The 26,606-nt window shown below is 66.4% G+C and carries 21 protein-coding genes; 16 read left to right on the forward strand and 5 right to left on the reverse strand.

What is annotated here, in order from left to right; all coding sequences use genetic code 11:
• The first annotated feature begins 19 nt into the window (after positions 1 to 19).
• Positions 20 to 1,213: a trans-sulfuration enzyme family protein gene (locus OM977_RS03085; protein ID WP_264356089.1), complete on the forward strand. Its 1,194-nt coding sequence runs from the start codon at positions 20 to 22 to the stop codon at positions 1,211 to 1,213.
• A gap of 10 nt (positions 1,214 to 1,223) precedes the next feature.
• A complete protein-coding gene (locus OM977_RS03090) occupies positions 1,224 to 1,580 on the forward strand; it encodes a DUF2516 family protein (protein ID WP_264356090.1) in 357 nt (118 codons plus the stop codon).
• Here OM977_RS03090 and OM977_RS03095 read toward each other — a convergent pair.
• On the reverse strand, positions 1,565 to 2,437 hold the full coding sequence (locus tag OM977_RS03095) for a class I SAM-dependent methyltransferase (protein ID WP_264356091.1): 873 nt from the start codon (positions 2,435 to 2,437) through the stop codon (positions 1,565 to 1,567). The two genes, OM977_RS03090 and OM977_RS03095, sit on opposite strands and share 16 nt — an antisense overlap.
• 92 nt (positions 2,438 to 2,529) lie before the next feature.
• Between OM977_RS03095 and OM977_RS03100 the strand changes: the two genes are divergently transcribed.
• Complete coding sequence (locus tag OM977_RS03100) at positions 2,530 to 3,276, forward strand: phosphoglyceromutase (RefSeq protein ID WP_264356092.1); 747 nt, start codon at positions 2,530 to 2,532, stop codon at positions 3,274 to 3,276.
• A 106-nt stretch (positions 3,277 to 3,382) separates the two neighbouring features.
• On the opposite strand, the gene phoU is transcribed toward OM977_RS03100, so the two are convergent.
• Positions 3,383 to 4,045: a phosphate signaling complex protein PhoU gene (gene phoU / locus OM977_RS03105; RefSeq protein WP_264356093.1), complete on the reverse strand. Its 663-nt coding sequence runs from the start codon at positions 4,043 to 4,045 to the stop codon at positions 3,383 to 3,385.
• Between the two features lie 207 nt (positions 4,046 to 4,252).
• Here phoU and OM977_RS03110 point away from each other — a divergent pair, with 207 nt between their 5' ends.
• Both OM977_RS03110 and OM977_RS03115 read left to right on the forward strand, forming a co-directional pair.
• Positions 4,253 to 5,527: a sensor histidine kinase gene (locus tag OM977_RS03110; protein WP_264357271.1), complete on the forward strand. Its 1,275-nt coding sequence runs from the start codon at positions 4,253 to 4,255 to the stop codon at positions 5,525 to 5,527.
• Positions 5,524 to 6,204 (forward strand): response regulator transcription factor, encoded by a 681-nt coding sequence (locus OM977_RS03115; protein ID WP_264356094.1) that lies wholly within the window; start codon positions 5,524 to 5,526, stop codon positions 6,202 to 6,204. Before OM977_RS03110 ends, OM977_RS03115 begins: the two co-directional genes overlap by 4 nt.
• 101 nt (positions 6,205 to 6,305) lie before the next feature.
• Here the strand turns inward: OM977_RS03115 and OM977_RS03120 are convergent, their stop codons facing one another.
• Positions 6,306 to 6,857: a hypothetical protein gene (locus tag OM977_RS03120; RefSeq protein WP_264357272.1), complete on the reverse strand. Its 552-nt coding sequence runs from the start codon at positions 6,855 to 6,857 to the stop codon at positions 6,306 to 6,308.
• Between the two features lie 361 nt (positions 6,858 to 7,218).
• Here OM977_RS03120 and OM977_RS03125 point away from each other — a divergent pair, with 361 nt between their 5' ends.
• From OM977_RS03125 to rlmB, 6 genes are all read left to right on the forward strand, one after another.
• Positions 7,219 to 7,701, forward strand: a complete 483-nt coding sequence (locus OM977_RS03125; protein ID WP_026266570.1) for a CarD family transcriptional regulator — start codon at positions 7,219 to 7,221, stop codon at positions 7,699 to 7,701.
• A 172-nt stretch (positions 7,702 to 7,873) separates the two neighbouring features.
• A complete protein-coding gene (gene ispD, locus OM977_RS03130; RefSeq protein ID WP_264356095.1) occupies positions 7,874 to 8,656 on the forward strand; it encodes a 2-C-methyl-D-erythritol 4-phosphate cytidylyltransferase in 783 nt (260 codons plus the stop codon).
• Between the two features lie 2 nt (positions 8,657 to 8,658).
• Positions 8,659 to 9,210 (forward strand): 2-C-methyl-D-erythritol 2,4-cyclodiphosphate synthase, encoded by a 552-nt coding sequence (ispF, locus tag OM977_RS03135; RefSeq protein WP_264356096.1) that lies wholly within the window; start codon positions 8,659 to 8,661, stop codon positions 9,208 to 9,210.
• 40 nt (positions 9,211 to 9,250) lie between these two features.
• Complete coding sequence (locus OM977_RS03140; RefSeq protein WP_264356097.1) at positions 9,251 to 9,598, forward strand: hypothetical protein; 348 nt, start codon at positions 9,251 to 9,253, stop codon at positions 9,596 to 9,598.
• A 79-nt stretch (positions 9,599 to 9,677) separates the two neighbouring features.
• Positions 9,678 to 11,138 (forward strand): cysteine--tRNA ligase, encoded by a 1,461-nt coding sequence (cysS, locus tag OM977_RS03145; protein ID WP_264356098.1) that lies wholly within the window; start codon positions 9,678 to 9,680, stop codon positions 11,136 to 11,138.
• A gap of 134 nt (positions 11,139 to 11,272) precedes the next feature.
• Positions 11,273 to 12,259, forward strand: coding sequence for a 23S rRNA (guanosine(2251)-2'-O)-methyltransferase RlmB (gene rlmB, locus OM977_RS03150; protein WP_264356099.1), 987 nt, complete (start codon positions 11,273 to 11,275; stop codon positions 12,257 to 12,259).
• Between the two features lie 362 nt (positions 12,260 to 12,621).
• Here the strand turns inward: rlmB and OM977_RS03155 are convergent, their stop codons facing one another.
• Positions 12,622 to 13,431 carry a carbon-nitrogen hydrolase family protein gene (locus OM977_RS03155; protein WP_264356100.1) on the reverse strand — a complete coding sequence of 270 codons (810 nt, stop codon included), beginning with the start codon at positions 13,429 to 13,431 and terminating at the stop codon, positions 12,622 to 12,624.
• 116 nt (positions 13,432 to 13,547) lie between these two features.
• Between OM977_RS03155 and glgX the strand changes: the two genes are divergently transcribed.
• Together glgX and OM977_RS03165 are read left to right on the forward strand one after the other, a co-directional pair.
• Entirely contained in the window at positions 13,548 to 15,662 is a 2,115-nt protein-coding gene (gene glgX / locus OM977_RS03160) for a glycogen debranching protein GlgX (protein WP_264356101.1), read from the forward strand.
• A 54-nt stretch (positions 15,663 to 15,716) separates the two neighbouring features.
• Positions 15,717 to 16,073, forward strand: coding sequence for a barstar family protein (locus OM977_RS03165; protein WP_264356102.1), 357 nt, complete (start codon positions 15,717 to 15,719; stop codon positions 16,071 to 16,073).
• A 37-nt stretch (positions 16,074 to 16,110) separates the two neighbouring features.
• On the opposite strand, the gene glgP is transcribed toward OM977_RS03165, so the two are convergent.
• Positions 16,111 to 18,729 carry an alpha-glucan family phosphorylase gene (gene glgP / locus OM977_RS03170; protein WP_264356103.1) on the reverse strand — a complete coding sequence of 873 codons (2,619 nt, stop codon included), beginning with the start codon at positions 18,727 to 18,729 and terminating at the stop codon, positions 16,111 to 16,113.
• A gap of 150 nt (positions 18,730 to 18,879) precedes the next feature.
• Here glgP and OM977_RS03175 point away from each other — a divergent pair, with 150 nt between their 5' ends.
• The 3 genes from OM977_RS03175 to OM977_RS03185 are packed head-to-tail and all read left to right on the forward strand — an operon-like array spanning position 18,880 to position 26,490.
• A complete protein-coding gene (locus tag OM977_RS03175) occupies positions 18,880 to 20,952 on the forward strand; it encodes an alpha-1,4-glucan--maltose-1-phosphate maltosyltransferase (protein WP_270103101.1) in 2,073 nt (690 codons plus the stop codon).
• 5 nt (positions 20,953 to 20,957) lie between these two features.
• On the forward strand, positions 20,958 to 22,754 hold the full coding sequence (gene treS / locus OM977_RS03180) for a maltose alpha-D-glucosyltransferase (protein WP_264356104.1): 1,797 nt from the start codon (positions 20,958 to 20,960) through the stop codon (positions 22,752 to 22,754).
• Between the two features lies 1 nt (position 22,755).
• Positions 22,756 to 26,490 (forward strand): 1,4-alpha-glucan branching enzyme, encoded by a 3,735-nt coding sequence (locus OM977_RS03185; RefSeq protein ID WP_264356105.1) that lies wholly within the window; start codon positions 22,756 to 22,758, stop codon positions 26,488 to 26,490.
• Positions 26,491 to 26,606: the final 116 nt, after the last annotated feature.

Genomic DNA, 26,606 nt, shown 5'->3' on the forward strand with positions numbered 1-26,606 from the left:
GCCGAAGTACCCTGTCACCATGAGTCTTTCCGAAGAGCAGGCAGCCACGCTTTCCGCCGAAACTGTGGTGGTGGCGTCCGGCCGCCCGCCGCGCACCCGTGACCAGCCAGTCAACCCGCCGCTTGTGCTGTCCTCGACCTATTTCGGCACCGGGCCCCTGGGCGACGGCGACCGCGGTTACGGGCGGTATTCCAACCCCACCTGGGACCCGTTCGAGGAGGCCCTCGGCCAGCTCGAAGGCGCCGAGCTCCCCGGACTGCTGTACGCCTCAGGGCTCGCCGCCGTCAGTTCCGCGTTGTCGCTGGTACCCGCCGGGGGAGTGCTGGTGATGCCGTCCCACAGCTACGCGGGGTCCCTGGTGATGGCCACGGAGCTGGCCGAGAAGGGCTTCCTGGAACTGCGCACTGTGGACATCACGGATACCGACGCCGTGCTGGAGCAGCTCACGCCGGCGGAGGGAGCAGCAGCGAGCATGCTCTGGCTGGAGAGCCCGACGAACCCGATGCTCGGCGTCGCCGACATCCGGGCGCTGACCGCGGCCGCCCACGACGCTGGCGCCATTGTTGTGACGGACAATACGTTCTCGACCCCCTTGGTGCAGCAGCCGCTGTCGCTGGGGTCCGACGTCGTGCTGCATTCCGTGACGAAGTACCTGTCCGGCCATTCCGACGTCGTGTTGGGCGCCCTCGTGACGTCCGACGCGGGGCTTCGCGCCACGCTGCTGCACCACCGCACCATCCATGGCGGTATCGCCGGACCCTTCGAGGCGTGGCTGGCCCTGCGCGGACTGCGCACGCTTGCCCTGCGGATTGAGCGTTCGCAGGCGTCGGCGGTTGTCCTCGCGGACCGGCTCAGCACGCATCCGGGGATAGCCGGTATCCGTTTCCCGGGCCTCGCCTCGGATCCGGGCCACGAGCGGGCAAAGGACCAGATGAAGGGCTTCGGCTCCATCCTCTGTATCGAAGTCGCGCCGGTAGGCGGAGCGCAGGGCCTGAGCGGGGCAGATGCGGCCGACCGGATGATCCGTGCGCTGCAGCTGTGGTTGCCGGCCACCTCGCTCGGCGGGGTGGAGTCGCTGATCGAACGGCGTCGCCGGCACGTGGCGGAGCCGGTGAGTGTTCCGGAGAACTTGGTCCGGTTGAGCGTCGGAATCGAGAACGTCGAGGACCTTTGGGCCGATTTGGAGCAGGCCCTGGCTACTCTGGACGGCTAGGCTGGGGGTTATGGACGGACGCGCGCTTATTTACTATGTCGAAACAGGAATCTATCTCCTCCTGGCCTTGGTAGCCCTGGTCATCGAGGTGTGGGCGTTTTTCGATTGCCTGCGCCACAAAGCCCCGGCTTTTGAAGCCGTGTCCAAGCGGACCAAGACGTTCTGGCTGGCCCTGACCGGCGGCGCCCTGGCCGTGGGTCTGCTTTCAGTGCTGGGCGGCGGTGGCGGGGGACTCCTCGGCCCGTTGGGCCTGTTCGGACTCGCCGCCGTAACCGCAGCTTCCGTCTACCTCGCCGATGTCCGCCCTGCCGTCACTGACGCGGGCCGCGGCGGAAACCGCAGCCAGGGACCCTACGGCCCCTGGTGACCGCCAGGCTGGGCACCCGGCGCGACGGCGTCCCAGGCCACGGTCAGTTCGCCCAGCCGCCATCGCGACGGCCCGTCGTGGACCGGCCAGCCGGCGTCGAGTAGCCCCCGGCACATCGCGGACCAGCGCTGCCTGTTCCCGAAAGAGGCCAGCGGCGCCGCCTCCAGCCAGGCCTGGTCCATCGCCGAGAGGTAGGAATGGATCCTTTCGCCCGGCACGTTCCGGTGGATGAGGGCCTTCGGCAACCGTTCGGCCACGTCGGATGGCAGCTCGAAACTGCCGAAGCGCACTGACAGGGTCAGGCTGAGCGGTCCCTCGGCGTCCAGGGCCACCCACGTGACGCGCCGGCCGATCTCGTCGCAGGTGCCGTCGATAAACAGGCCGCCGGGCGCGAGCCGGCCCTGCACCAGCAGCCAAATACCGGAAACATCGGCCTCCTCATACTGCCGCAGCACGTTGAAGGCGCGCACCAGCACCGGCCGGCCCTGCACCGGAAGCTCGAAACCACCGAGCCGGAAGCTGAGGCCCGGCCGTTCCAGTTCTTGCGCCAGCCGGACCCGCTCAGGCTCGATTTCGATGCCGACCACCCGGACGTCCGGACGGATCACGGACAGTCGCTCGAAAAGTTCGACGGCGGTGGCCGGGGAAGCACCGTAGCCGAGGTCGACGACGAGGGGGTCGGACGCCGCACGGAGCCGCCACGCCTGCGGTCCCGTTAACCAGCGGTCCAGCCGCCGCATCCGGTTGGGGTTGGTGGTCCCCCGGGTAACATTGCCCACCGGGCGCCCGCTGCGGACCGCGCTCTTGGCGCTGCCTCTGATCACGGAGGAGTCCACGCGCTCAGCCTTATGCACCACCAGCCCACCCTATCCCGAGCCCGCGCACGGACATGTATGGGGCAAATGTAACGCTCGGCACTGGCCCTGACTGCTCCGCTAGGATGAAAACCATGACTTACAAGCTGATTCTGCTGCGCCACGGCCACAGCGAATGGAACGCCAAGAACCTGTTCACCGGCTGGGTGGACGTTGACCTGAATGACCAGGGCCGCGCTGAAGCGGTTCGCGGCGGCGAGCTTCTCGTGGAGAACAACATCCTCCCGGACATCCTGTACACCTCGCGGCTGAGGCGGGCCATCAACACGGCCAACCTGACCCTGGAGACGGCCGACCGTGGCTGGATCGACGTCAAGCGGGACTGGCGCCTCAACGAACGCCACTACGGTGCCCTGCAGGGCAAGGACAAGGCCCAGACTCTCGCCGAATTCGGCGAAGAGCAGTTCATGCTGTGGCGCCGGTCCTACGACACCCCGCCGCCGCCCCTCGCCGACGACTCCGAGTTCTCCCAGGCGGGCGATCCCCGGTACGCCGATTTGGGCGATGACCTTCCGCGCACCGAGTGCCTCAAGGACGTCCTCATCCGTCTCATGCCGTACTGGGAATCGGACATCAAGGAGGACCTGAAGGCAGGGAAGACCGTCCTGGTCACGGCCCACGGCAACTCGCTCCGCGCACTGGTCAAGCACCTGGACGGCATCAGCGACGAGGACATCGCCGGCCTGAACATTCCCACCGGCATCCCGCTGGTCTACGAACTGGACGAGAACTTCGCACCGCTTAAGCCGGGCGGCACGTACCTCGACCCGGAGGCCGCTGCCGAGGCGATCCAGGCAGTCGCCAACCAGGGCAAGAAGTAGAGTCCACGCCACCACGCAACAGGGCAATAAAGCAATGACGAGCGGCCGGTCACCTCAAAGATGACCGGCCGCCGTCGTACGCTGCGCCGTCCTGCCGGCGCGGGCGTCAGCTGTGTTCGATGCTGTTCGGCTGCCAGGCGCCGGTGACCAGGTACGTCACCTTTTGGGCGACAGAGACGCCGTGGTCGGCGAAGCGCTCGAAGTATCGGCTGGCCAGCGCGACGTCGACGGTGGTGGCGGGGGATTCCTGCCAGTCACTCCGCGCGATCGCCTTGAACACGCTCAGGTGGAGATCGTTGACCGCGCTGTTGGCCTTCATGATGTCCCGGGCAACCTCGAGGTTGCGGGTTTCCAGCAGCTCCGTGAGCTTGTTGGCGATCAAGAGGTCCTGCTCCGCAAAGCTGCGGAACGTCTCCTGCAGCTGGGCGGGAACCACTGCCGCGGGGTAGCGGAGCCGGGCTAGCTGCGCGAGGTGGCGGGCGAGGTCACCCATGCGCTCCAGTGAGGCGCTCATCCGGAGGGAGCCCACGATCATGCGCAGGTCGCTGGCCACCGGGCCCTGCAGCGCCAGGATGTCGATGGCGCGCTCGTCGAGGCTGTTCTGCAGGAAGTCGATCCTGGCATCGGCCGCAATGACGTCCTCGGCCAGGTCGATATCGGCGCCCTCGAAGGCCGTTACGGCCTTTTCGATGGCCTCGCTGACCAGCTTGGAAATTTCGACGAGCTGTTCACCCACTTGGGTGAGCTCTTCCTGAAAAACCTTACGCACGTGTGCGTCCTTTCCTTGGAAATACTGCCGGCCATGATGGCGGCGGGCCTATTTCGGTTCACCTCTCGGCGCTTCAACTGTCAACTCTTCCAGTCCCCGGTGAACTGTTACGTCCCAATAGGTGAACGTTAGCTGAACCAGTGCCGGATTAGCAGGAGATTTCAGTTTTGGCCGCGGGCCAGAGCATAAGCTGGAGCCGTGGATCCAATGCTCATCGGTGTGATTGCCGGCCTGATCGGCCTCTCGCTTGGCATTTTCGGTGTCCTCGCGTTCCGGGTTAGCGAACAGCAGCGCCAGCTCACGGACATGGAGTTCGACGACCCCACCCTCCCGGACGGTGCGGCGGAGGTGCTGGCCGCCGTCGGACGCGCCTTCGTTGTGGTGGACGCGATCGACGGCGTGGTGCGCGCCAGTCCGGCGGCCTACGCCTACGGCCTGGTACGCGGCCACACCGTGGTGCACGACCAGGTCCTGGAAATGACAGCCCGGGTCCGGCGCGACGGCGTCATCCTCGAGAAACAGCTTGAGCTGCCCCGCGGCCCGCTGGGCCAGGGCACCATCGTCGTCCAGGTTCGGGCAGCCATGATCGGCGAGGAATACATCCTTTTGCTGGCCGATGACCGCACCGAGTTCACCCGCACGGAAGAAGTCCGGAACGACTTCGTCGCCAACGTCTCGCATGAGCTGAAGACCCCCGTGGGCGGCATCTCCCTCCTGGCCGAAGCGCTGGAGTCCTCCGCGGACGACCCGGAAGCGGTCCGGCGCTTCGCCAAGCGCATGCAAAAGGAATCCGCCAGGCTCGCCGCCCTGGTCCAGGACATCATCGAACTGTCACGGCTGCAGGGCGCTAACGTCGCGCAACAGGGGCGGCCGGTGGATATCAACACTGTGGTGTCGGAGGCTGTCGACCGGTCACAGCTGCCCGCCGAGACCAAGAACATCCAGCTGGTTGTCGGCGGGCGCGCGAAGGCGATGGTCTACGGCGACCAGGACCTGCTCGTGACCGCGCTCCGGAACCTGATCGACAACGCCATCCGGTATTCGCCGGAAAACACCCGGGTGGGCGTCGGCGTCCGCGCCAAAGACGGCCTAGTTGCCGTGTCCGTGACGGACCAGGGTGAAGGGCTCAGCCCTGACGACCAGGAACGCGTTTTTGAACGCTTCTACCGGGTGGACTCTGCCCGGTCCCGGCACACCGGCGGCACGGGCCTGGGCCTGAGCATCGTGAAGCACGTCATTTCAAACCACGGCGGCGAAGTGACCGTCTGGTCACAGCCCGGCCAGGGGTCCACGTTCACCATCCGGCTTCCGGAGATGGAGGGCCAGGACGACGTCGACGCCCCCGGGGCGCGCAAACCGGCGGCCCAGGCCGCCGCCGACGGCCGGCCCGCCGTCCCGTCCGCCGGGCAACCCGCCGTCCCGCACGGACAACCCCAAAGACGCGACGCCGCAGGCGTCCATGAGCAAGGAGCCAGCGCTTGAGCAGGATTTTGATTGTCGAGGACGAGGAGTCGTTCAGCGACCCGTTGTCATATCTGCTGGGCAAGGAAGGGTTCGAGGTGGAGGTGGTGGATAACGGGCTTGACGCCATCACCGAGTTTGACCGCAACGGCGCCGACCTCGTCCTCCTGGACCTGCAGCTTCCCGGCCAGTCCGGCACCGAAGTCTGCCGCCAGCTCCGGCAGCGCTCCTCCGTTCCCGTCATCATGCTGACAGCCAAGGATGCGGAGATCGACAAAGTGGTGGGACTGGAGCTGGGCGCTGATGACTACGTCACCAAGCCCTACTCCTCCCGCGAACTCGTCGCCCGCGTCCGGGCCGTGCTCCGCCGCCAGGGTGAGCCCGAGGAACTGATCTCCAGCACCGTGCAGGCCGGTCCGGTCCGGATGGACGTCGAACGGCACGTGGTCAGCGTCGGAGGCGAGCAGGTCTCGCTGCCGCTGAAGGAATTCGAGCTGTTGGAGATGCTGCTGCGGAACTCCGGCCGGGTGCTGACCCGCGGGCAGCTGATCGACCGGGTCTGGGGGTCGGACTATGTGGGGGACACCAAGACCCTGGACGTCCACGTCAAACGGCTGCGCAGCAAGATCGAGCCCGACCCTTCGGCGCCGCGGTACCTGATCACCGTCCGCGGGCTCGGCTACAAGTTCGAGCCCTGAGCCATAAGGGCCGGCGCCTGGCGTAAGGCATCAGGCAGCAAAAAGGAGGGGCACCCGGACTGAACTGTTCAGACCGGGTGCCCCTCCATTTGCGTGGAAGCTTAGTGGTTCGCGCTGCTCGTCGGAGTCGGCGTCGACGTCGGCGAGGCCGTATCGGTGCCGCCGGTCGGCGCGGTGCTCGGCAGGTACTGCTTGTAGTCGACGATCGTGCCGTCCAAGACAGGGACCTTGAACTTGGCGTTCTGGTTGGTGCCGTCCTCGCGGACGCTGAGCTCAAGCAGGGAGCCGGGTTTGGCGCCGGTGGTGCTGAGGAGCGCCTCGTCGGCAGAATCCTCGTTCAGCAGTGCGTAGGAGTTCTTCTTGACCGAGATCTCGGCCTGGGCACCGCCGTCGCCGCTGATGGTCAGCTTCACGTCACGGGCCGAGTTGTTGTAGACCGCGCCGATCACACGGCCGGGCTTGTCTTCGCCCTCCGAGATGATCATCATGTTGCGGAGCTGCAGCGGGCCGAGGTTGGTTTGCGTTCCGTCCGACGCGGAGTACTGCTCAGAGGTCTGCTGGGGGTTGATGTAGCCGCAGCCGGTTACCGACAGCAGGCCGATGCCAAGTGCAGCCGTTGCCATTGCCAGCTTGCCGCGCTGGCCCCGGTTCATCGCAGTGAAACGCACGTCACGCACTCCTCGAGAGTCTTGAAACAGTATTCAGCCATAGCCTATCTGCAATCGGCCGCAAACGAGGATTCCGCCCGTACACATACGCGCGGGCGCTGCGTCCCCACGTGCGCCGGATCCGGTGCAGGTGGTGCGTCCGCCGGGCAGGGAGGGGCTCCGGGGCCGTGCAGCAGCAGACCCTTGGCAAAGCCTGTTGCATGCACTAATATCCGCTTTCGTCAAGGGGTCTGAGGGCTCCGTTTCGGGCCATTTTCCCCGGATTCATGCGGTTCTAGGGCACAAACGATGGCAGTCGTATGCCTTAATCGTGATAAACTGGTCTGCGGGAAAGGGGAATGTCCACATGGTTTTTGAGGTCGGCGAGACAGTAGTTTACCCTCACCACGGTGCAGCCAAAATTGAAGAAATCAAGATGCGCACTGTCAAGGGCGAAGAGAAGATGTATCTCAAGCTCAAGGTGGCTCAGGGTGATCTGACCATTGAAGTTCCAGCAGAAAACGTTGACCTAGTTGGGGTCCGGGACGTAGTGGGCAAAGAAGGTTTGGAGCACGTGTTTGATGTGCTGCGCGCCGAGTTCACTGAGGAGCCCACCAACTGGTCACGTCGGTACAAGGCAAACCTGGAGAAGCTTGCTTCCGGTGACGTCATCAAGGTTGCAGAGGTCGTCCGCGACCTGTGGCGCCGCGATCACGACCGGGGTCTCTCCGCAGGAGAGAAGCGCATGCTGGCCAAGGCCCGCCAGATTCTGATTTCAGAACTGGCGTTGGCCGAAAAGACGGATGAAGAGAAGGCCGCAAGCGTTCTCGACGAAGTCCTGGCTTCCTAAGACAAGAATTGAACCCCGGTGGCGAAAGCCGCCGGGGTTTCTTTTTGCCCATTTCTCCCGCTCCGCGCGGCGGGTCCCCCAACTAGCTCGCAGTTGGGCCGTTTTCAAGCGCCCAAAACGACAACAGCTGCGAGCTACTTGGGCGGCACTGCGGGGACGTAGTCTTGAGCGCATGGATACTGGATCGACGACCCCTGCCACCGCCGTCATCGTCGTTGCGGCCGGCTCCGGGCAGCGCCTCGGCTACGGCATGCCCAAGGCACGCGTTCCGCTTGGCGGCGAGCCCATTCTGATGCATGCCTTGCGGGGGATAGTCGCCTCGGGAGTAGCCGCACAGGTCTGTGTCGCTTTACCCGAAGGCGACAGGGCGCTCCGGGAGATGTGCGATGACTTTCGGACGGAGCTGGTCGACGGCGGCCCACTGCTCACGCTCGTGGACGGCGGAGCCAGCCGGGCCGAATCGGTCCGCGCCGCCATGGCCGTGCTCGAGAGTGGCACCCAGGCTGTCCTGGTGCACGACGCTGCACGCGCGCTGACGCCCGAATCGGTTTTCCACCGTGTGGTTGATGCGCTGGCGGCCGGTGCGAAAGCGGTCATTCCGGTCATGCCGGTGGTGGACACCGTCAAGACGGTGGAGCCGACTGCCGGCGACGGCATTGCCATCGCCCCGGAGCTCGTGACCGGCACGGCACCCCGGGAGACGCTCCGCTCGGTACAGACGCCGCAGGGCTTCGACCTGGCCACGCTCCGCCGCGCCCATGAGGCTGCTGCCGGATTCGACGCCGACCAGGCCGCCGCCGTCACGGACGACGCCATGCTCGTCGAACTTCTGGGCGTTCCCGTCCACGCCGTACGTGGCGCCAGCCAGTCGCTGAAGATCACGACACCCCTGGACCTCATCATTGCCGAGGGTCTCCTCGAAGGCCCCCTTGGCGCCCGCTGGGTGGAAGGCTGACCATGACGGCGACCCCGAACCACGTGCCCCCGAACGCGGCCCTCCCGGTCATACCGCGGACCGGAATCGGCGTCGATGTCCACGCTTACGCCTCTGAAGACGCCCCTCAACCGCTCTGGCTCGGAGGCCTTTTCTGGGAAGGGGAACGCGGCCTGTCCGGCCATTCGGACGGCGATCCGGTGGCGCACGCCGCGGCCGACGCCCTCTTTTCCGCCTGCGGAGTGGGGGACCTGGGTACACACTTCGGCACCGACCGGCCCGAATACGCCGGTGCGTCCGGAGTGACCCTTCTCGCAGCCGCGGCGCGGATCGTTCGCGCCGAAGGGTTCGAAATCGGCAACATCGCCGTGCAGTTTGTCGCCAACCGGCCGAAATTCGGTCCCCGGCGCGAGGAATCGCAGCGCGTCCTCAGTGCGGCGGCGGCGGCTCCGGTGAGCGTCACGGCCACCACCAGCGACGGGCTCGGCTTCACGGGCCGAGGTGAGGGGATTTCGGCCATCGCCACCGCCCTCGTCTACCGTTCCGGCCAGGCCGGACCGGCCCCGGTCGCCTAGGATTAAGGGACATCCCGTTCCCGTGCCAACAGGAGACACCGTGAAAAAGCTGGCCGCCGCCGTCGCACTCCTCACTGGAACGCTGCTGACCGGCTGCGCGGGATCGGGGACGCCGCCGGCGCCCGCCAGAATGAGTGTGCAGGAGAGCTGCGCCTTCCTCAACGGCGACAACTTCGTGCCCACCGGAACCCAGAAGGAGCGGGCGGGCCAGATCGCCCAGCACTACCAGGAAGTCGCGGACAAGGTGGCCCCCGAGGTGTCCGCCCCGATCCAGAAGATGGCGGACGTGATGAAAGATGTGGCCGCCACCCCCGATGGAACCCAGACCGCCGAGCAGACGGATCAGTTCAGGGAACAGATCAACAAGATCGGCGAGTACTGCAAGTAACCGGCGTGTCCAGGACCGCGGCGCGCTGCGGGCCGACAGGGCGGGCGGGCGAAACGGGGCCATCGGCTAATCTGGAGCGGTGACCCTGCGCTTTTACGACACTGCATCCGCCGAAGTCCGGAACTTCGTCCCCCTGGTTCCGGGCAAAGTGAGCCTCTACTACTGCGGCGCCACGGTGCAGGGCATGCCGCACGTGGGGCACATCCGCTCCGCCATCGCCTTCGACCAGCTCACCCGCTGGCTGCAGTACCGGGGCTTCCGCGTGACAGTGGTCCGCAACGTGACCGACATCGACGACAAGATCCTGGCCAAGTCCATGGCCTCCTTCGGTCCGGAGTTCGAGGACGAGCCCGGTGCGGTCCGGGAGGAGGAATGGTGGGCGTTGGCCTACCGGTATGAGCAGGAGTTCCTCAAGGCCTACGACACCCTCGGGGTCTCCCGGCCCACGTACGAACCCCGCGCCACCGGCCACATCCCGGAGATGCACGCCCTGATTCAACAGCTGATCGACCGGGGCCACGCCTACCCCGCGCCGGACGGCTCCGGCGACGTCTACTTCGACGTCCGCTCCTGGAGCAAGTACGGCTCGCTGACGCGGCAGAAGGTGGACGACATGCAGGGCGCCCCGGACGCTGACCCCCGCGGTAAAAAGGATCCGCGCGACTTCGCGCTCTGGAAGGGCCACAAGGACGGGGAGCCGACGACGGCGAGTTGGGCGTCGCCCTGGGGCGCCGGCCGGCCGGGCTGGCATCTGGAATGCTCGGCGATGGTCACCAAATACCTCGGCACGGAGTTCGACATCCACGGCGGCGGCCTCGATCTGCGCTTTCCGCACCATGAAAACGAGATGGCGCAGTCGCAGGCAGCCGGGCACCCGTTTGCCAACTTCTGGATGCACAACGGCATGGTCACTTACGCCGGGGAGAAAATGTCCAAGTCGATCGGCAACACGGTCAGCCCGTCCGAAATGCTGGCGGTGGCGTCGCCTCGGGTGGTCCGCTACTACCTGGGACAGGCCCAGTACCGCTCGATCCTCGACTACCAGCCCACCTCCTTGCAGGAGGCCGCCGCCGCCATGGAGCGGATTGATGGCTTCCTCAGCCGCGCGAGCCGGACCCTTGCCGGAGTGGACGGTGCAGGCCCGGCGTCGGACAACGACGGCACCGTCCCCGATGCTTTCGCGGCGGCCATGGATGATGACCTCAACGTCCCGCAGGCACTGGCGGTGCTGCACGACACCGTCCGCGCCGGCAACACAGCACTCACCGCCGGCGAACTCGACGACGCCCGCAGGGCGCTGCACAGCGCGACCGACATGCTGCGTGTCCTTGGTCTCAACGACACCGCGGCCCCGGCAGTGGACGAACAAAGCAACACCGCCCTCGGCGTTCTCGTCGAGGCGCAGCTCGCGGCGAGGGCGCAGGCCCGGGCCGGCAAGGACTGGGCAGCCTCGGACGCCATCCGCGACACCCTCGCGGCGGCCGGCGTCGTCGTCGAGGACGGTGCCGACGGCGCAAGCTGGAGCCTTAAGCGCAGCTGAGGAGCCGGCCCGCCGCGGCCCCAACTGGGCAACGGGAACGCCACCATCACGGCCCCCGGTCGACGATTTAACTCGAGTCAGTAGACTGGAGTTCAGACTTGTCAACGAATCGCGTATTTAAAAGGGTGGAAATCATGGCCAACAACGGTCGCCGGTCGGTCAAATTGAAGAAGGGCCCCACCGTCGGAACCGGCGGTCATGGCCGCAAGGCTCTTGAGGGCAAGGGCCCCACGCCCAAGGCGGAGGACCGCCCGTACCACAAGGCCCACAAGAACAAGCAGCTCGCGGAACGCTCTGCGGCCAAACGGCCGGGTGCCCCGCGTAACGCCGGCGCCCGCTCGGGCCCCAAGGGCCGCGCCACCGAGGAAGTCGTCACCGGACGTAACTCCGTGGTCGAAGCACTGCGCGCTGGCATTCCTGCCAAAGCGCTCCACGTTGCCATCCGCATCGAGATGGATGACCGGGTCAAGGAATCCCTCAAGCTGGCCGCCGAACGCGGTATCCCGCTCCTGGAAACCGGCAAGCCGGAGCTGGACCGGATGACCGACGACGCCATCCACCAGGGCCTCGTGCTGCAGATCCCGCCGTACGAGTACCAGGACGCGTACGAGCTCGCCGAGGAAACCCTCGCGAGCTGGAAGAAGGGCCACGTCGCCAACGCACCGCTCTTCGTCGCGCTGGACGGCATCACCGATCCGCGCAACCTCGGCGCCATCATCCGCTCGGTTTCTGCCTTCAGCGGCCACGGCGTCGTTGTCCCGGAACGCCGCTCCGTCGGCGTTACCGCTTCGGCCTGGAAGACCAGCGCGGGAGCCGCCGTGCGCGTCCCCGTCGCACGCGCCGCCAACCTGAACAACACGCTCAAGGCGTTCAAGAACATGGGCATCTACGTTCTGGGGCTCGACGGCGACGGCGACGTCTCACTGCCGGACCTGTCCCTGGCCACTGAGCCGGTCTGCATCGTCGTCGGTTCCGAGGGCAAGGGCCTGAGCCGCCTGGTCCGCGAAAACTGCGACCAGATCGTCTCCATCCCGATCGACTCCGCGATGGAGTCGCTCAACGCCTCCATGGCCGTCGGCATCTCCCTCTACGAGATCTCCCGGCAGCGCTCCGCCAAGTAGTCCATTCCGGTTTCGGCGGTTCGGCCGCCGTCTTAGTAGTGGCTGGGTTTCGCCGTCACCGGAGTTTTGCCGTCGCTTAGACACCTCCCGACGCTCCGCGCGGCCGCTGGCGGCCTTGCTACGCTCTGGTCGGCGATGCGCTCCTTCGCAAAACTCCGCTTCCGGCTATGACCGTACGCTGCCTATCGCCGTTGGCTCCCGCACCATTCGCTGTGTTCAAACCGCTCCCTCACCTCTCGTGAGGGAGCGGTTGCCTTAACTCTTGCTTGACGCTCATGTCCGACTGTCCTGATGAAGTAGCCCAGCGAAAGTGGACCTTCCGTCGCGCGCGGAGGCGACCACGAGGAACCCGGCCGCAAGGCTCAGAACTTGTGGCGGTTGGCGAGGACTGGGAGTTTGGTTCGGGCTTCCTTGACCATGGCGGTGTCCAGGTCGACGAACAGCAGGCCCGGGCCGCCGTCGAGCTCTTCGAGGACGTCGCCGAAGGGGGACACGGCGACGGAGTGCCCCACGCCGGTGGGGGCAGTACCCTTGACCGCGCTTCCCTGGCTGGCGGGATCGCCCTGGCCGCAGGCAAGGACCACGGTGGTGGAGTCCAGGGCGCGGGCGCGGGCCAGGAGCTTCCATTGCTCGGCCTTGCCGGGGCCGGATCCCCAGGAGGCGCAGACGATGTTCACGTCGGCTCCGCGGTCCGCGTTCTCGGTAAAGAGCGCAGGGAACCGGACGTCGTAACAGGTGGCGAGTCCGAACGTCACGCCGTCGAGCTGGAAGGTGACCGGGTCCTTGCCGGCTTCCACGGTGTCAGATTCGGCGAAACCGAAGGCGTCGAAGAGGTGGATCTTGTCGTAGCTGGTATCCAGGCCGCGGCCGGTGACCAGCAGGGTATTGCGGACTTTGCCGGGCGCGCCGTCGTCGGCCGTTCCCGGGGTGAACATCCCGGCGATGATGGCGATGTCATGCTCCGCAGCGATGGCGCGGAGGCGCGTGGCCCAAGGGCCGTCCAGGGGTTCGGCGATGTCCAGCAGCGAATTGCCGAAGGCGCGCATGGCCGCCTCGGGAAAGACCACGAGGTCCGCGCCGCCGGCCTTGGCCCGCCGGGCGTAGTCCTCCACGAGCGACAGATTCGCGGCAAGATCGCGTCCGGTGATGATTTGAGCCAGTGCAATCCGCACGGTTACCTCCAATGTCGGCGCTTCATTCCAGTATGCAACGGTCTTTTCCGTACACTGCACATGGTCAGGAAAACAGGAAAAGGGGCGGTTTGTTCCACCCCGCTAAGCTATAGGCAATGGTCATGCCTTACATAGATACAGCCTCCACCGTAGACGCCTCGCGCGCGTTTCCGCTGGGCCTCAGCGTTCCAAGTACGGGTTCACCGGTCATGGACGACCCTCGGGGTGCCTTCGCGAACGTGGCTGTCTACGCCCCTGCCGTGACCACGCTGGACATTGCCTACCAGGCCCCGGGCGGCGCCTGGCAGCTCAAGACGCTGCCCAATGTGACCAACGGCGTCCACCACGGCATCGTGGAGGGCCTCCCTGTCGGCTCCCGCTACGGGCTCCGCCCCTCGCCGGACCACGAGGCCTTGCCGCTGTCCATGCCGGCCGTGGACTTCGACGCTGCAGGCGACCAGCCGCTGCTGCTGGACCCGTACGGGCGGGCGGTGGACCAGCGCGAGAATTTCATCACGAACGTCCGCATGATCAGCGACTTCGACTGGGGCGTGGACAGCAGCCCGCGGATTCCATGGCGCAACACGATCATCTACGAGGCCCATGTCCGCGGCCAGACCATGCTGCACCCGGACGTGCCGGAACACCTCCAGGGAACTTACGCCGGGTTGGCCCACCCTGCCGTGATCGAGCACCTCATCGCCCTCGGCGTCACCTCGGTCCAGCTGCTGCCGGTCCATTTCCATGTCGACGAACCGCATCTGCAGAGCCTCGGACTCACTAACTACTGGGGCTACAACACGGCCGCGTTCTTCGCCCCGCACCCCGGCTACGCCACCGAGGCGGCACAGGCCGCCGGGGCCCAGGCTGTCCAGGATGAGTTCAAGGGAATGGTGAAGCTCCTCCATGCCGCCGGCCTGGAAGTCATCCTCGACGTCGTCTACAACCACACGGCCGAGGGCGGCACCGACGGGCGTGCCCTGAGCTTCCGTGGCCTGGGCGAAATGCAGTATTACCGCAACGACGGCCACGGCCGCTACGTGGACACCACCGGGTGTGGAAATAGCCTGGACTTCGGTGAACCGCGCGTCGTCCAGCTGGTCCTGGACTCCCTGCGCTACTGGGTAAACGAATTCCACATCGACGGCTTCCGGTTTGACCTGGCCGTGACCCTGGCCCGGAACGCCGCCAACGAGTTCGATCCCCGCCACCCGTTCCTGGTCGCGATCGCCGCCGACCCCGTTCTCTCCACCTCCAAGCTGATCGCGGAGCCCTGGGACATCGGCTACGGCGGCTGGCAGACCGGACGCTTCCCGGCCGGCTGGGTCGACTGGAACGATCACTTCCGTGACGCCGTCCGCACCTTCTGGCTCGCCGACCGCGCAGCGATCGACGCCGGCGGCCACGGCGGCTCGGTGGCCCGCCTCGCCGACGCGCTGTCCGGCTCCGCCAGCCTCTTTGAGGCTTCGGGCCGGTCCCGGCTGGCCTCGGTCAACCTGATCACGGCCCACGACGGCTTCACCCTGGCCGATCTGGTGTCCTATGACCGCAAGCACAACGAGGCCAACGGCGAGCAGAACCGCGACGGCCATGGGGACAACCGCAGCTACAACCACGGCTTCGAGGGCCGCACCGAGGACGAGGACATCCTGGCCCGGCGCGCCCAGACCAGCCGCAATCTGATGGCCTCCCTGATGGTCTCCCAGGGCGTGCCCATGATCACCGCGGGGGACGAGTTGGGCCGGACCCAGCAAGGCAACAACAACGCCTACTGCCAGGACAACCCCATCACTTGGATCGACTGGACCAGCACGCCCGAGTCACACGCGATGCTGCGCACCACCAAGCGCATCATCCGGATGCGAAAGGAATTCCTGGCCGGCCAGCCGCACGACTATCCGACCCGCGAGAAGCAGTCGTACTTCCACTGGTTCGACGCGCACGGGGAACGGATGTCCGGGGAGATCTGGCAGGATCCGGCGCACCGCGTGGTCCAGCTCCTGCTCGGCTCCGACGACGGACACATGGACGGGCTGGTGGTGGTCAACGGCAGCGCCCAGGACGTCAAGGTCACCCTGCCACTGCTGAGCAACGAGGACGGCACCGGCAGCAGGCTCTTCGAACTGCGCCTGACCACCTCCGAACTGCACGACCGGCGCCAGGGCGTCCGGGTGTCCTCCGGGGAGCGCGACGTGGTGCAGGCCAACTCGATCAGCATCTATCGCACGTAGCCCGGCAGCCTCGGCCTCCGGGACCCACTCTGACTAGCACCCTTTAGGGGAACCATGAAGATTTATTCGGCAGACACCTGGACCATCGAGGAACTGCAGGCACTGGTCGGCGACGCCGGCCGCCGCGCCTTGCTGGTTCCCGCAGCGGACACCAGGCAGACGGTCCTTGAGGCGTTCGCGGAGACCATCGACTTCCAGGCCGACGACGGGCTGGACCTCGACGCCCTCAATGACTCGCTGCACGACTTCGCGGATTCAGTCTCCGACGACGGACTGACCCCCACCACGTTCATCTGGCAGGTGCCGTCCGGGTTCCGCGCGGACCGCTCTTTCGGCATCATCTGCGAAGTTCTGCAGGACGCTGAACGCTACGCCGGGAAGCACCTCGACATCATCGCCGTCTGCCTCTAACCTAACGAGGCAGCCGGCGCCGCCGGCGACTCCAGGATCAGGCGTTGACGATCAGGCCCAGTTCCGCCTTGGACGCGAGCGCCTCGTGTGTGGGCAGCACCCGGACGGTGTAGCCGAAAGACCCGGAACGGTCGATCAGGATGGTGCCGCTGAACAGGTGCCGGCCCTTCCCGAGGTCCTCGGCCGGCTTCAGTTCCGCCACCGTGATATCGGCGAGTTCGTCACTGTCCCCGGCCTTGCCGTAGGCCACCTCCACGGACACGTCCTCCGGACTCAGTTCGCGAAGGGCAACGTACGCATTGACCTGGAGGATATCCCCGATCTGCGGGTCCTCGGAAACACCCATCGAGTCGACGTGTTCCACCTGGATGTGCGGCCAGGCCGCGCGGACCCGGGAAATCCAGGCCGCGAGGGCCTTCGCCTGTTCGTAGTTGTCGGCCATGGCCCGCCGGCCGGCGAGGGCAGCCGGGCGGTACAGGATGTTGACGTAGTCCTTGAGCATCCGGTCCGCGGACACCTGCGGTCCCAGGTGCGACATCGTGTGCTTGATCATCGAGACCCAGTGCGTGGGCACCTTCTGCGGGCCGGGCTGCGACGGCCCCGCGGCGCCGGCGCCGTCGGACACCGTCAGCCCGTAGAAGCGCGGCGCCACCTGCGTCTCGAGCAGCTCGTAGAGCGCCGCCGCTTCGATGTCGTCGCGTTCTTCCGGGGAGGCGTCGTTGTTGGCGGTGGGAATCGCCCAGCCGTTCTCGCCGTCGTACATCTCGTCCCACCAGCCGTCCAGGACCGACAGGTTCAGTGAACCGTTGATGGCCGCCTTCATGCCCGATGTTCCGCAGGCCTCCAGCGGGCGCAACGGGTTGTTGAGCCACACGTCGCAGCCGGGGAACAGCGTCCGGGCCATGGCGATGTCGTAGTTGGGCAGGAAAACGATCCGGTGGCGCACCGCGGGATCATCGGTGAAGCGGACCAAATCCTGGATCATCTTCTTGCCGGCATCATCGGCCGGGTGTGACTTCCCGGCGATCACCAGCTGGATCGGGTGGGTCTTGTGCAGCAGCAGTGCCTTCAGGCGTTCGGGTTCGCGCAGCATGAGAGTGAGTCGCTTGTAGGTCGGCACACGCCGCGCAAAGCCGATGGTCAGGATGTCCGGGTCCAACACGGAATCGGTCCAGGCCAGCTCGGCGTCGGCCGCGCCGCGTTTCTTCCACGCGGCCCGAAGGCGGCGGCGGACATCGTCAACGAGCGATACCCGCATCTCGCGGCGGAGGGCCCAGACGTCCTTGTCGCTGACATTGTAGGCAAGGTCCCACCTGCCCAGGGCCTCCGCCTCGGAACCAAACTGGTCGCGTGCCAGTTTGGAGACGCGGGGATCCACCCAGGTGGGGACGTGCACGCCGTTCGTGACCGAGGTGATCGGCACTTCCGAGTGGTCGAAACCCGGCCACAGGGCGGAGAACATGCCGCGGGAGACCACGCCGTGCAACTTAGCGACGCCGTTGGCGCGCTGGGCGAGGCGCAGGCCCATGACCGCCATGTTGAAAACGAAGGGGTTGCCGTCGGTGAAGTCCTCCCGGCCGAGGTCCAGGATCTTGGACACCGGTACGTCCGGCGCCAGCCCGGCCTCGAAAAAGTGCTGGATCTGCGAGGTCTCAAAGCGGTCGATGCCGGCCGGGACCGGCGTGTGGGTGGTGAACACGGTGGAAGCGCGGCCGGCGGCCAGGGCCTCTTCCCAGCTCATCGGCTCCGCGGCGGACATCATTTCCTGGATTCGTTCGATCCCGAGGAAACCGGCGTGGCCCTCGTTGGTGTGGAACACTTCCGGGGCAGGGCTACCGGTGAGCTTCTGGTATGCCCGCAGGGCCTTAACGCCGCCCATGCCGAGCAGGAGTTCCTGCTGGAGGCGGTGGTCACCGCCGCCGCCGTACAGGCGGTCGGTGATGCCGCGGGCGGCGTCGTCGTTGCCCGGAACGTTGGAATCCAGCAGCAGGAGGGGAACGCGCCCGACGTCGGCCCGCCACACGTGCGCCAGCAGGCGCCGTCCCTGGGGGAGCGGCAGCGAGATCTGGAGCGGCTTGCCGGTGCCGTCCGCGGAGGCCTCGCGCAGCAGGGTCAGCGGCAGGCCGTCGGGGTCCAGGACCGGGTAGGTCTCCTGCTGCCACGCGTCGCGGGACAGCGACTGTTTGAAGTAGCCGGCCTGGTAGAGGAGGCCGACGCCGATCAGCGGAACCCCCAGGTCCGAGGCTGCCTTGAGGTGGTCGCCGGCGAGGATGCCGAGGCCACCGGAGTACTGCGGCAGCACCTCGGTGATGCCGAACTCGGGGGAGAAGTACGCGATGCAGGACGGCGCGTCATCGCCCAGGCTTTGGTACCAGCGGGGTTGTTGCAGGTACCGGTCCAGGTCCTCCGCCGCTCTCTGGACGCGGCGCACGACGTCCTCATCGGCCGCGAGGCGCTGCAACTCTTCGCGGCTGACGAGGCCAAGGAACGTCACCGGATCGTGGCCGCTCTCGGCCCAGATCCGGGGGTTCAGCCCCTCGAAAAGCTCCCTGGTGGGCCGGTGCCAGGACCACCTCAGGTTGGTGGCGAGCCTGGCCAGCGGCCGGATGGGCTCCGGGAGAACGGTTCGGACGGTAAATCTGCGGATTGCCTTCACGAGCGAAACACTAACGGACTGGTGAGAGATACGTCACCGGTTTAGGTTTCTTTCCTATAAATGACGGATCACCGCCGGAAAAATCCGGAAACCCCGGAAAAAACTTCGCAGGCTTAGCAATCTGCCGGATTTCTAGATAACGTCGAGCCTGTGACGAATAACTCGCGAACCAGTGCCGTGTCCAAGCAAAAGCCGAAGGCCCTGATCACGGAAGGCCTACGATTTGGCCGCTTTCCGATCACCGCCGTGCAGCCTGCTGTAGAAGACGGGAAGTTCCCCGCCAAAGCCGTTGTGGGCGAGAGCGTGGTGGTTGGTGCCACCTCGTTCCGGGAAGGCCATGACCAGCTCGGCGTCAGCGCCGTGCTGCGCGATCCCCGCGGGAAGGAACGCCAACGCGTCCGCCTCCAAACGCCCCGGGGACCGCGGGGCATGGGTACTGACCGCTGGGAAGGGCTCCTGACGCCGTCCAGCACCGGCAACTGGTCCTTCGTGATCGAGGCCTGGCACGACCGCTACGGCACCTGGCACCACAACGCCGAAGTGAAAGTGGAAGCCGGGATCGACGTCGAGCTGATGCTGGCCGAGGGTGCCGCGCTGCTCGCCGAAGCGTCCGAGGACTCCTCCCGCCCCTCCGCCGACCGGCACACGCTGCGGATGGCCGTGGTCGTGCTGTCCGACACTTCCCTCACTCCCGAGGAACGCCTCGCCGCCGGCTTCTCCGCGGAAGTGACGGACATCGTCGAACGCCAGCCAATCCGCGAACTCGTGACCGTCTCCGAGCCCTACCCGCTGCTCGTGGAGCGCGAACTCGCCGGCCGCGGTGCCTGGTACGAATTCTTCCCGCGCTCCGAAGGCGCCGTGCGCAACCACGAAACCGGCGGATGGACCTCCGGCACCTTCCGCACCGCCGCGAAGCGCCTCGACGCCGTTGCGGACATGGGCTTCGACATCATTTACATGCCGCCGATCCACCCCATCGGCGTCCAGCACCGCAAGGGCCCGAACAACACCCTGCTGGCAGGACCGCACGATCCCGGTTCGCCCTGGGCCATCGGCGCCAAGGAGGGCGGCCACGACGCCATCCACCCGGACCTCGGCACCTTCGAAGACTTCGATGCCTTCGTGGCGCGGGCCGGTGAGCTGGGGCTGGAAGTTGCCTTGGACCTGGCCCTGCAGGCCGCGCCGGACCACCCCTGGGTGCAGAGCCATCCGGAGTGGTTCACCACCCGGGTGGACGGCAGCATCGCCTATGCCGAAAACCCGCCGAAGAAGTACCAAGACATCTTTCCGATCAACTTCGACAACGACCCCGCGGGCGTGTCCAACGAGATCCTGCGGATCGTCCTGCTCTGGGTGAGCCACGGAGTGAAGATCTTCCGCGTGGACAACCCGCACACCAAGCCCGTGTGGTTCTGGGAATGGCTAATCGGCAAGGTGAACAAGAAGGACCCCGACGTCGTTTTCCTCGCGGAGGCCTTCACCCGGCCGGCAATGATGCACGCACTCGGCCGCGCCGGCTTCCAGCAGTCCTACACGTACTTCACCTGGCGCAACACCAAGGAGGAACTGGAGGAGTACTTCCAGGAGGTCAGCCACGAGTCCCCCGCGTACTTCCGGCCGAACTTCTTCGTCAACACTCCGGACATCCTTACCGAGTACCTGCAGTTCGGCGGGCCGGCGGCGTTCAAGATCCGTGCCGCCCTCGCCGCCACGGCAAGCCCCATCTGGGGTGTCTACGCCGGCTACGAGCTCTACGAACATGTGGCCCGGCCGGGCGCCGAAGAGTACATCGACAACGAGAAGTTCGAGTACAAGGCCCGTGACTGGGACGCGGCAGCCGCATCGGGCCGGACACTGGCCCCGTACCTGACCCGGCTCAACGAAATCCGGCACACCCACCCCGCGCTGGGGGATCTGCAGAACCTGACGATCCACCACAGCACGGACGACGCCACAGTGGTGTACTCCAAGCACAAGACCCTCCCCGACGGAACCAAGGACACACTGATCATCGTGGTCAACGTGGACCCGCACGGGACCCGGGAGAGCACCGTGTCACTGGACCTGGCCGCACTGGAACTGGACCCCGACGACCTGACGCACAATGGCGGGTTCATGGTGGAAGATCTCTTGACCGGCGAAAGCTGGGAATGGGGGGAGTACAACTACGTCCGGCTGGACGCCCACGTCGAACCCGCCCACATTCTTAGCATCCGGAGGTAGCAGCATTGAGTTTCAGCCCCACCAACCCCAACCAGCACTTCAGCCCGAAAGGGTCTTTTGAACTGAACGCACCCGGCCTCCAACACGATCCACTCTGGTACCGCAAAGCGGTGTTCTACGAGGTGCTGGTCCGGGGCTTTGCAGACGGCAACGGTGACGGCTCCGGCGACTTCCATGGGCTGATCGAGAAACTGGACTACCTGCAGTGGCTGGGCGTCGATTGCCTCTGGCTGCCGCCGTTCTTCCAGTCCCCGCTCCGCGACGGCGGCTATGACATCTCGGACTACAACTCCGTGCTTGACGAGTTCGGCACCATCAGCGACTTCAAACGGCTCGTGGCGGAGGCGCACGCCCGCGGCGTGCGTGTCATCATCGACCTGCCGCTGAACCACACCTCGGACCAGCACCCGTGGTTCCAGGAATCGCGCAAGGACCCGGACGGGCCCTTCGGCGACTTCTACGTCTGGAGCGACACGGACGAAAAATACGAAGACGCCCGCATCATCTTCGTCGACACCGAGGAATCCAACTGGACCTTCGACCCGATCCGCCGCCAGTTCTTCTGGCACCGCTTCTTCGGCCACCAGCCGGACCTCAACTTCGAGAACCCGAAGGTCATCGACGCGCTTTTCGACGTCGTCCGGTTCTGGCTGGACCAGGGCATTGACGGCTTCCGCGCCGACGCCATCCCGTACCTCTTCGAGGAGGAGGGCACCAACTGCGAAAACCTGCCGCAGACCCACGAGTTCCTCCGCAAGCTGCGCAAGATGGTCGACGAAAGCTACCCGGGCCGCGTCATCATCGCCGAAGCCAACCAGCCGCCCGTCGAGGTCGTCGAGTACTTCGGCACGGAAGAGGAACCGGAATGCCACATGGCCTTCCACTTCCCCATCATGCCGCGGCTCTATTACGCGCTGCGGGACCAGAAGGCCGCGCCCATCATCGAGACGATGAAGGACACCCCGAACATTCCCGAGGGGGCGCAGTGGGGCACCTTCCTGCGCAACCATGACGAGCTGACCCTGGAAATGGTCACCGCCGACGAACGTGCCGCCATGCTCGGCTGGTACGCGCCGGACCCGCGCATGCGCGCCAACATCGGCATCCGGCGCCGGCTCGCCCCGCTGCTGGATAACTCCCGCTCAGAAATCGAACTCATCAATGCCCTGCTGCTGTCCCTGCCAGGCAGCCCGTTCCTGTACTACGGGGACGAGATCGGCATGGGGGACAACATCTGGCTCGAGGACCGCGACGCCGTCCGCACGCCGATGCAATGGAACCCGGACCGCAACGCCGGGTTCTCCCATGCGGATCCGGGCAAGCTGTACCTGCCGGTGATCCAGTCGCTGGTCTACAACTACAGCATGGCCAACGTCGAGGCTGAGGCCGCCCATTCGGGGTCGCTGCTGCGCTGGACGCGGCAGATCCTCAGCGTCCGCAAAAACCACCCGGCCTTCGGGCTGGGCGGGTTCGAGCACGTGGAAGCCGACCACGACGTCGTCCTCGCCTACTTGCGGGAGCTCCCGGCAGGCAATTCGGCCGGTGAAGACGCTGAAACGATCCTCTGTGCGTTCAACCTCTCCCAGCACCCGGTCGCGACGACCCTGCGGGTGCCGAGGTTCGCCGGGCGGGGGCTGCGGGACGTGTTCGGCGGACAGGCCTTCCCCGGTATCGGCGAGGACGGGACTCTGACCCTGACCTTGGGCAGCCACGATTTCTTCTGGCTGCGGATCCGCTCGGCTGCCTCCAATCCGGCCTCACCCTTCACCCAGGCGATGCCCATCCTGTCCATCGAAGGCTGAAATGACCCCACCTACCTTGCCCCCCGCCCTGAGCGGACTGCTCGGCAGCTGGCTTCCGGGCCAGCGCTGGTTTCCCGTCAAGACGGCTGAGTTCAGCTTTGAACCGGTAGGCGCGCTGAGCCTGGCCCCAGGACGCGTCGACGCCGAGTTTGAGGTCTGGCTGCTCGCGGTCACCTACCCGACGGCGGACGGAAACCGGACCGACGTCGTGCACGTGCCGCTCAGCTTCCGCCATACTCCGTTGCCCGGTGCGGAGTCCGCGCTGGTGGGGGAGACGGACCTGGCCGGCGCCGCACACGGCGACGCGTCGGGAGTGCCGGCTGCGGCGGGGGCCGGTGCTCCGAGTGCCGTGGCCGGGCAGCGCTGGATTTACGACGGCGTCCACGACCCAGGCTTTGTCGCAGCGTGGCTGGACCTCATCCGCAGCGGCGGCACAACCCCGGTGGGCAACGCCGCCGGGCATCTCGTGGCGTCCGGCTTCCGCCTGCCGTTCGCCACCGGCACGGTCAAGGTCCTGTCCGGCGAGCAATCGAACAGTTCGGTGATTGTGCACGACGGCGAATCGGCGGCGATCCTGAAGTTCTTCCGCGTCCTCTCCGAGGGCCAGAACCCGGAAGTTGAAATCGGGGCAGCCCTGACCGCCGGTCGCACGGTGGAGGTCCCGGCCACGCTCGGCTGGGTTACGGGCGAATGGGAGACCCCGACGGGCGACCCGACGGACGGGACCCGGACCGCGCAGGGCGAGCTCGCCGTGGCCCACGAGTTCCTCGCCGGCGGGCTTGATGCCTGGCGTCTGGCCGTCGATGCGGCGAGCCAGGGACGGGACTTCACCGCCGAGGCGCACGCACTCGGCGCAGCCACGGCCACCGTGCACCGGCGGCTGGCCGAGTTCCTCGGCGTGGCCACCGAGGCTGTTCCGGGCGGTGTCATAGCGCCCGGCGTGGCCGAGCGCGTCCGGCAGTCCTGGGCTCAAGCGGGGACCATAGTGGGCGGCTACGACGCCGCCCTCGAGGAACTCCTGCGGCGTCTCCGCGGCTACAGTGCCGGGCCGTTGCAGCGAATCCACGGCGACCTCCACCTGGGCCAAATCCTCCAGGTGCCCGGCGCGGTCGGCGCGGCTCCGCGGTGGGCCATCCTCGACTTCGAGGGCGAGCCGCTGCGGCCCATTTCGGAACGCAACTTCCCCGACGTGCCGCTGCGGGACGTCGTCGGCATGCTGCGGTCCTTTGATTATGCGGCCGGTGCCGCTGTCCGGGAGTCGGCCGACGCGGCGGTCCCTGCGGGCTGGGTGGACGCCTGCGCCGAGGCCTTCCTGGCGGGCTACGCGGAGGTCGTGCCCGGAAGCATCGACCGCGATTCGCCCCTCTTCGTTGCCCTGTGGCTCGACAAGGCGCTTTACGAAGTAATCTACGAATTACGCAACAGGCCGGACTGGCTTTCCATCCCGGTAAACGCATCACGTCGTCTCCTCGGCAGTACAGGCTCCGGCGAACCGGCCGAAGCCGAAGCGGAAGGTATCACAATGACAGGATCAGCACGGATCGATCGGCCCGGAGCTCCGCTCCCCGTGGACGCGGACACCCTCGGGAGGGTCGCGGCGGGCGAGCACCACGCCCCGCACTCAGTCCTCGGCGCACACTTCGATGACCACGGGCACGTCACCATCCGCACCGTGAAGCACCTGGCCGAGGCCGTCAACGTCGTCACCGCGGCCGGCGCGGTCCCCATGGACCACGAGTCCAACGGCGTGTGGGTGGCCGTGCTGGACCCGTTGGAGCCCGGCCATGTGCCGGACTACCGCCTCGACGTGACCTACGAGGGCGAGGGGCCGCTGACCGTCGACGACCCGTACCGCTACCTGCCCACCGTGGGGGAAGTGGACCTTCACCTCATTGGCGAAGGCCGGCACGAGCGCCTCTGGGACGTCCTCGGCGCGCACGTCCAGCACTACAAATCCGTCCGCGGCGACGTCGACGGGGTTTCCTTCGCCGTATGGGCACCGAACGCCCAGGCCGTGCGCGTCAAAGGCGACTTCAACGGGTGGGACGGACGTGAGCACTCCATGCGCTCCCTCGGCTCTTCCGGCGTCTGGGAACTCTTCATCCCCGGCGTTTTGGCAGGGGCGTGCTACAAGTTCGAAATCCGGACCCGGCACGGTTACTGGGTGGAGAAAGCGGACCCCCTGGCGTTCGGCACCGAGGTGCCGCCGCTGACGGCATCCCGGGTCGTGGAACCGTCCTACGTCTTCAAGGACGCCGAGTGGATGGAGACCCGGTCCACCCGGGATCCGCACAACTCTCCGATGAGCGTTTACGAGGTCCACCTCGGCTCCTGGCGGGTCGGCCTTTCCTACCGCGAACTCGCCAAGGAACTCGTCGACTACGTCAAAGAGCTCGGGTTCTCGCACGTTGAATTCATGCCGGTGGCGGAGCACCCCTTCGGCGGGTCCTGGGGTTATCAGGTGACGTCCTATTTCGCTCCGACGTCCCGCTTCGGGCACCCGGACGAGTTCCGGCACCTCGTGGACGAACTGCACCAGGCCGGCATCGGCGTGCTGCTGGACTGGGTGCCGGCCCACTTCCCCAAGGACGAGTGGGCGCTGGCCCGCTTTGACGGCGAGGCCCTCTACGAGCACGCCGACCCGAACCTGGGCGAGCACCCTGACTGGGGCACCCTGATCTTCGACTTCGGCCGCCGGGAGGTCCGCAACTTCCTCGTATCGAACGCCCTCTACTGGCTCGAGGAGTTCCACATCGACGGCCTGCGCGTGGACGCCGTCGCCTCCATGCTCTACCTGGACTACTCCCGCGAGGAAGGCCAGTGGCAGCCGAACCGTTTCGGCGGACGCGAGAACCTCGAGGCCATCTCTTTCCTGCAGGAGGTCAACGCCACCGTCTACAAGACGCACCCCGGGGCCGTCATGATTGCCGAGGAATCCACGGCGTTCCCGGGCGTCACTGCGCCCACCAGCCAGGGCGGCCTGGGCTTCGGCATCAAATGGAACATGGGCTGGATGCATGACTCGCTCAAGTACATGGCCGAGGACCCGTACAACCGCAGGTGGCACCACGGCACCGTCACTTTCTCGATGGTGTACGCGTACACGGAAAACTTCCTGCTGCCGATCAGCCACGACGAAGTCGTGCACGGCAAGGGCTCCATGCTCCGCAAGATGCCGGGAGACCGCTGGCAGCAGCTGGCGAACCTGCGCGCTTTCCTGGGCTACCAGTGGGCGCATCCCGGGAAGCAGCTCATCTTCATGGGTACCGAGTTCGGCCAGGAAGCGGAATGGTCCGAACAGCACGGCCTGGACTGGTACCTGGCTGACATCCCCGCGCACCATGGCGTGCAGCTCCTGACCAAGGACCTCAACGAGCTTTACGCCTCCACCCCGGCCCTGTTCGAGCTCGACAACGATCCCGCAGGTTTCCAGTGGATCGACGGAGGCGACTCGAACCGCAACGTGCTGACCTTCATCCGACGCGACAAGGCGGGTGACCCGGTGGTCTGCGCGTTCAACTTCTCGGGCGCACCGCACGCGGACTTCCTCCTCGGAGTGCCGGCGGAAGGCAGCTGGGAGGAAGTGCTGAACACTGACGCCGCCCGCTACGGCGGCTCGGGTGTGCAGAACGAGGGAACGCTGGCAGCGACCAAAGCCGGAGTGAACGGCCAGCCGGCCTCCATTACCGTCACGCTTCCCCCGCTGGGGGCCGCGTTCTTCATGCCGAAGGCCTAGCCGCATAGCGAAGGCCCGACAGCCCGGAATCCTTGTGGTTCCGGGCTTTTCGGTACCCAGGCCGGGTGACGTTCCGGCGGCCTTTGTCTCTGGGGCAAAGTGGTGGTAGAGTTTAT

This window comes from Pseudarthrobacter sp. MM222, from assembly GCF_947090775.1.
Classification (GTDB): Bacteria; Actinomycetota; Actinomycetes; order Actinomycetales; family Micrococcaceae; genus Arthrobacter.

Excerpts from the sequence above, each read along its gene's own strand:
- OM977_RS03085 (WP_264356089.1), top strand. The coding sequence starts at position 20 with ATGAGTCTTTCCGAAGAGCAGGCAGCCACGCTTTCCGCCGAAACTGTG.
- OM977_RS03090 (WP_264356090.1), top strand. The coding sequence starts at position 1,224 with ATGGACGGACGCGCGCTTATTTACTATGTCGAAACAGGAATCTATCTC.
- OM977_RS03100 (WP_264356092.1), top strand. The coding sequence starts at position 2,530 with ATGACTTACAAGCTGATTCTGCTGCGCCACGGCCACAGCGAATGGAAC.
- OM977_RS03110 (WP_264357271.1), top strand. The coding sequence starts at position 4,253 with ATGCTCATCGGTGTGATTGCCGGCCTGATCGGCCTCTCGCTTGGCATT.
- OM977_RS03120 (WP_264357272.1), bottom strand. The coding sequence starts at position 6,857 with ATGAACCGGGGCCAGCGCGGCAAGCTGGCAATGGCAACGGCTGCACTT.
- OM977_RS03125 (WP_026266570.1), top strand. The coding sequence starts at position 7,219 with ATGGTTTTTGAGGTCGGCGAGACAGTAGTTTACCCTCACCACGGTGCA.
- ispD (WP_264356095.1), top strand. The coding sequence starts at position 7,874 with ATGGATACTGGATCGACGACCCCTGCCACCGCCGTCATCGTCGTTGCG.
- ispF (WP_264356096.1), top strand. The coding sequence starts at position 8,659 with ATGACGGCGACCCCGAACCACGTGCCCCCGAACGCGGCCCTCCCGGTC.
- rlmB (WP_264356099.1), top strand. The coding sequence starts at position 11,273 with ATGGCCAACAACGGTCGCCGGTCGGTCAAATTGAAGAAGGGCCCCACC.
- glgX (WP_264356101.1), top strand. The coding sequence starts at position 13,548 with ATGGTCATGCCTTACATAGATACAGCCTCCACCGTAGACGCCTCGCGC.
- OM977_RS03165 (WP_264356102.1), top strand. The coding sequence starts at position 15,717 with ATGAAGATTTATTCGGCAGACACCTGGACCATCGAGGAACTGCAGGCA.
- OM977_RS03185 (WP_264356105.1), top strand. The coding sequence starts at position 22,756 with ATGACCCCACCTACCTTGCCCCCCGCCCTGAGCGGACTGCTCGGCAGC.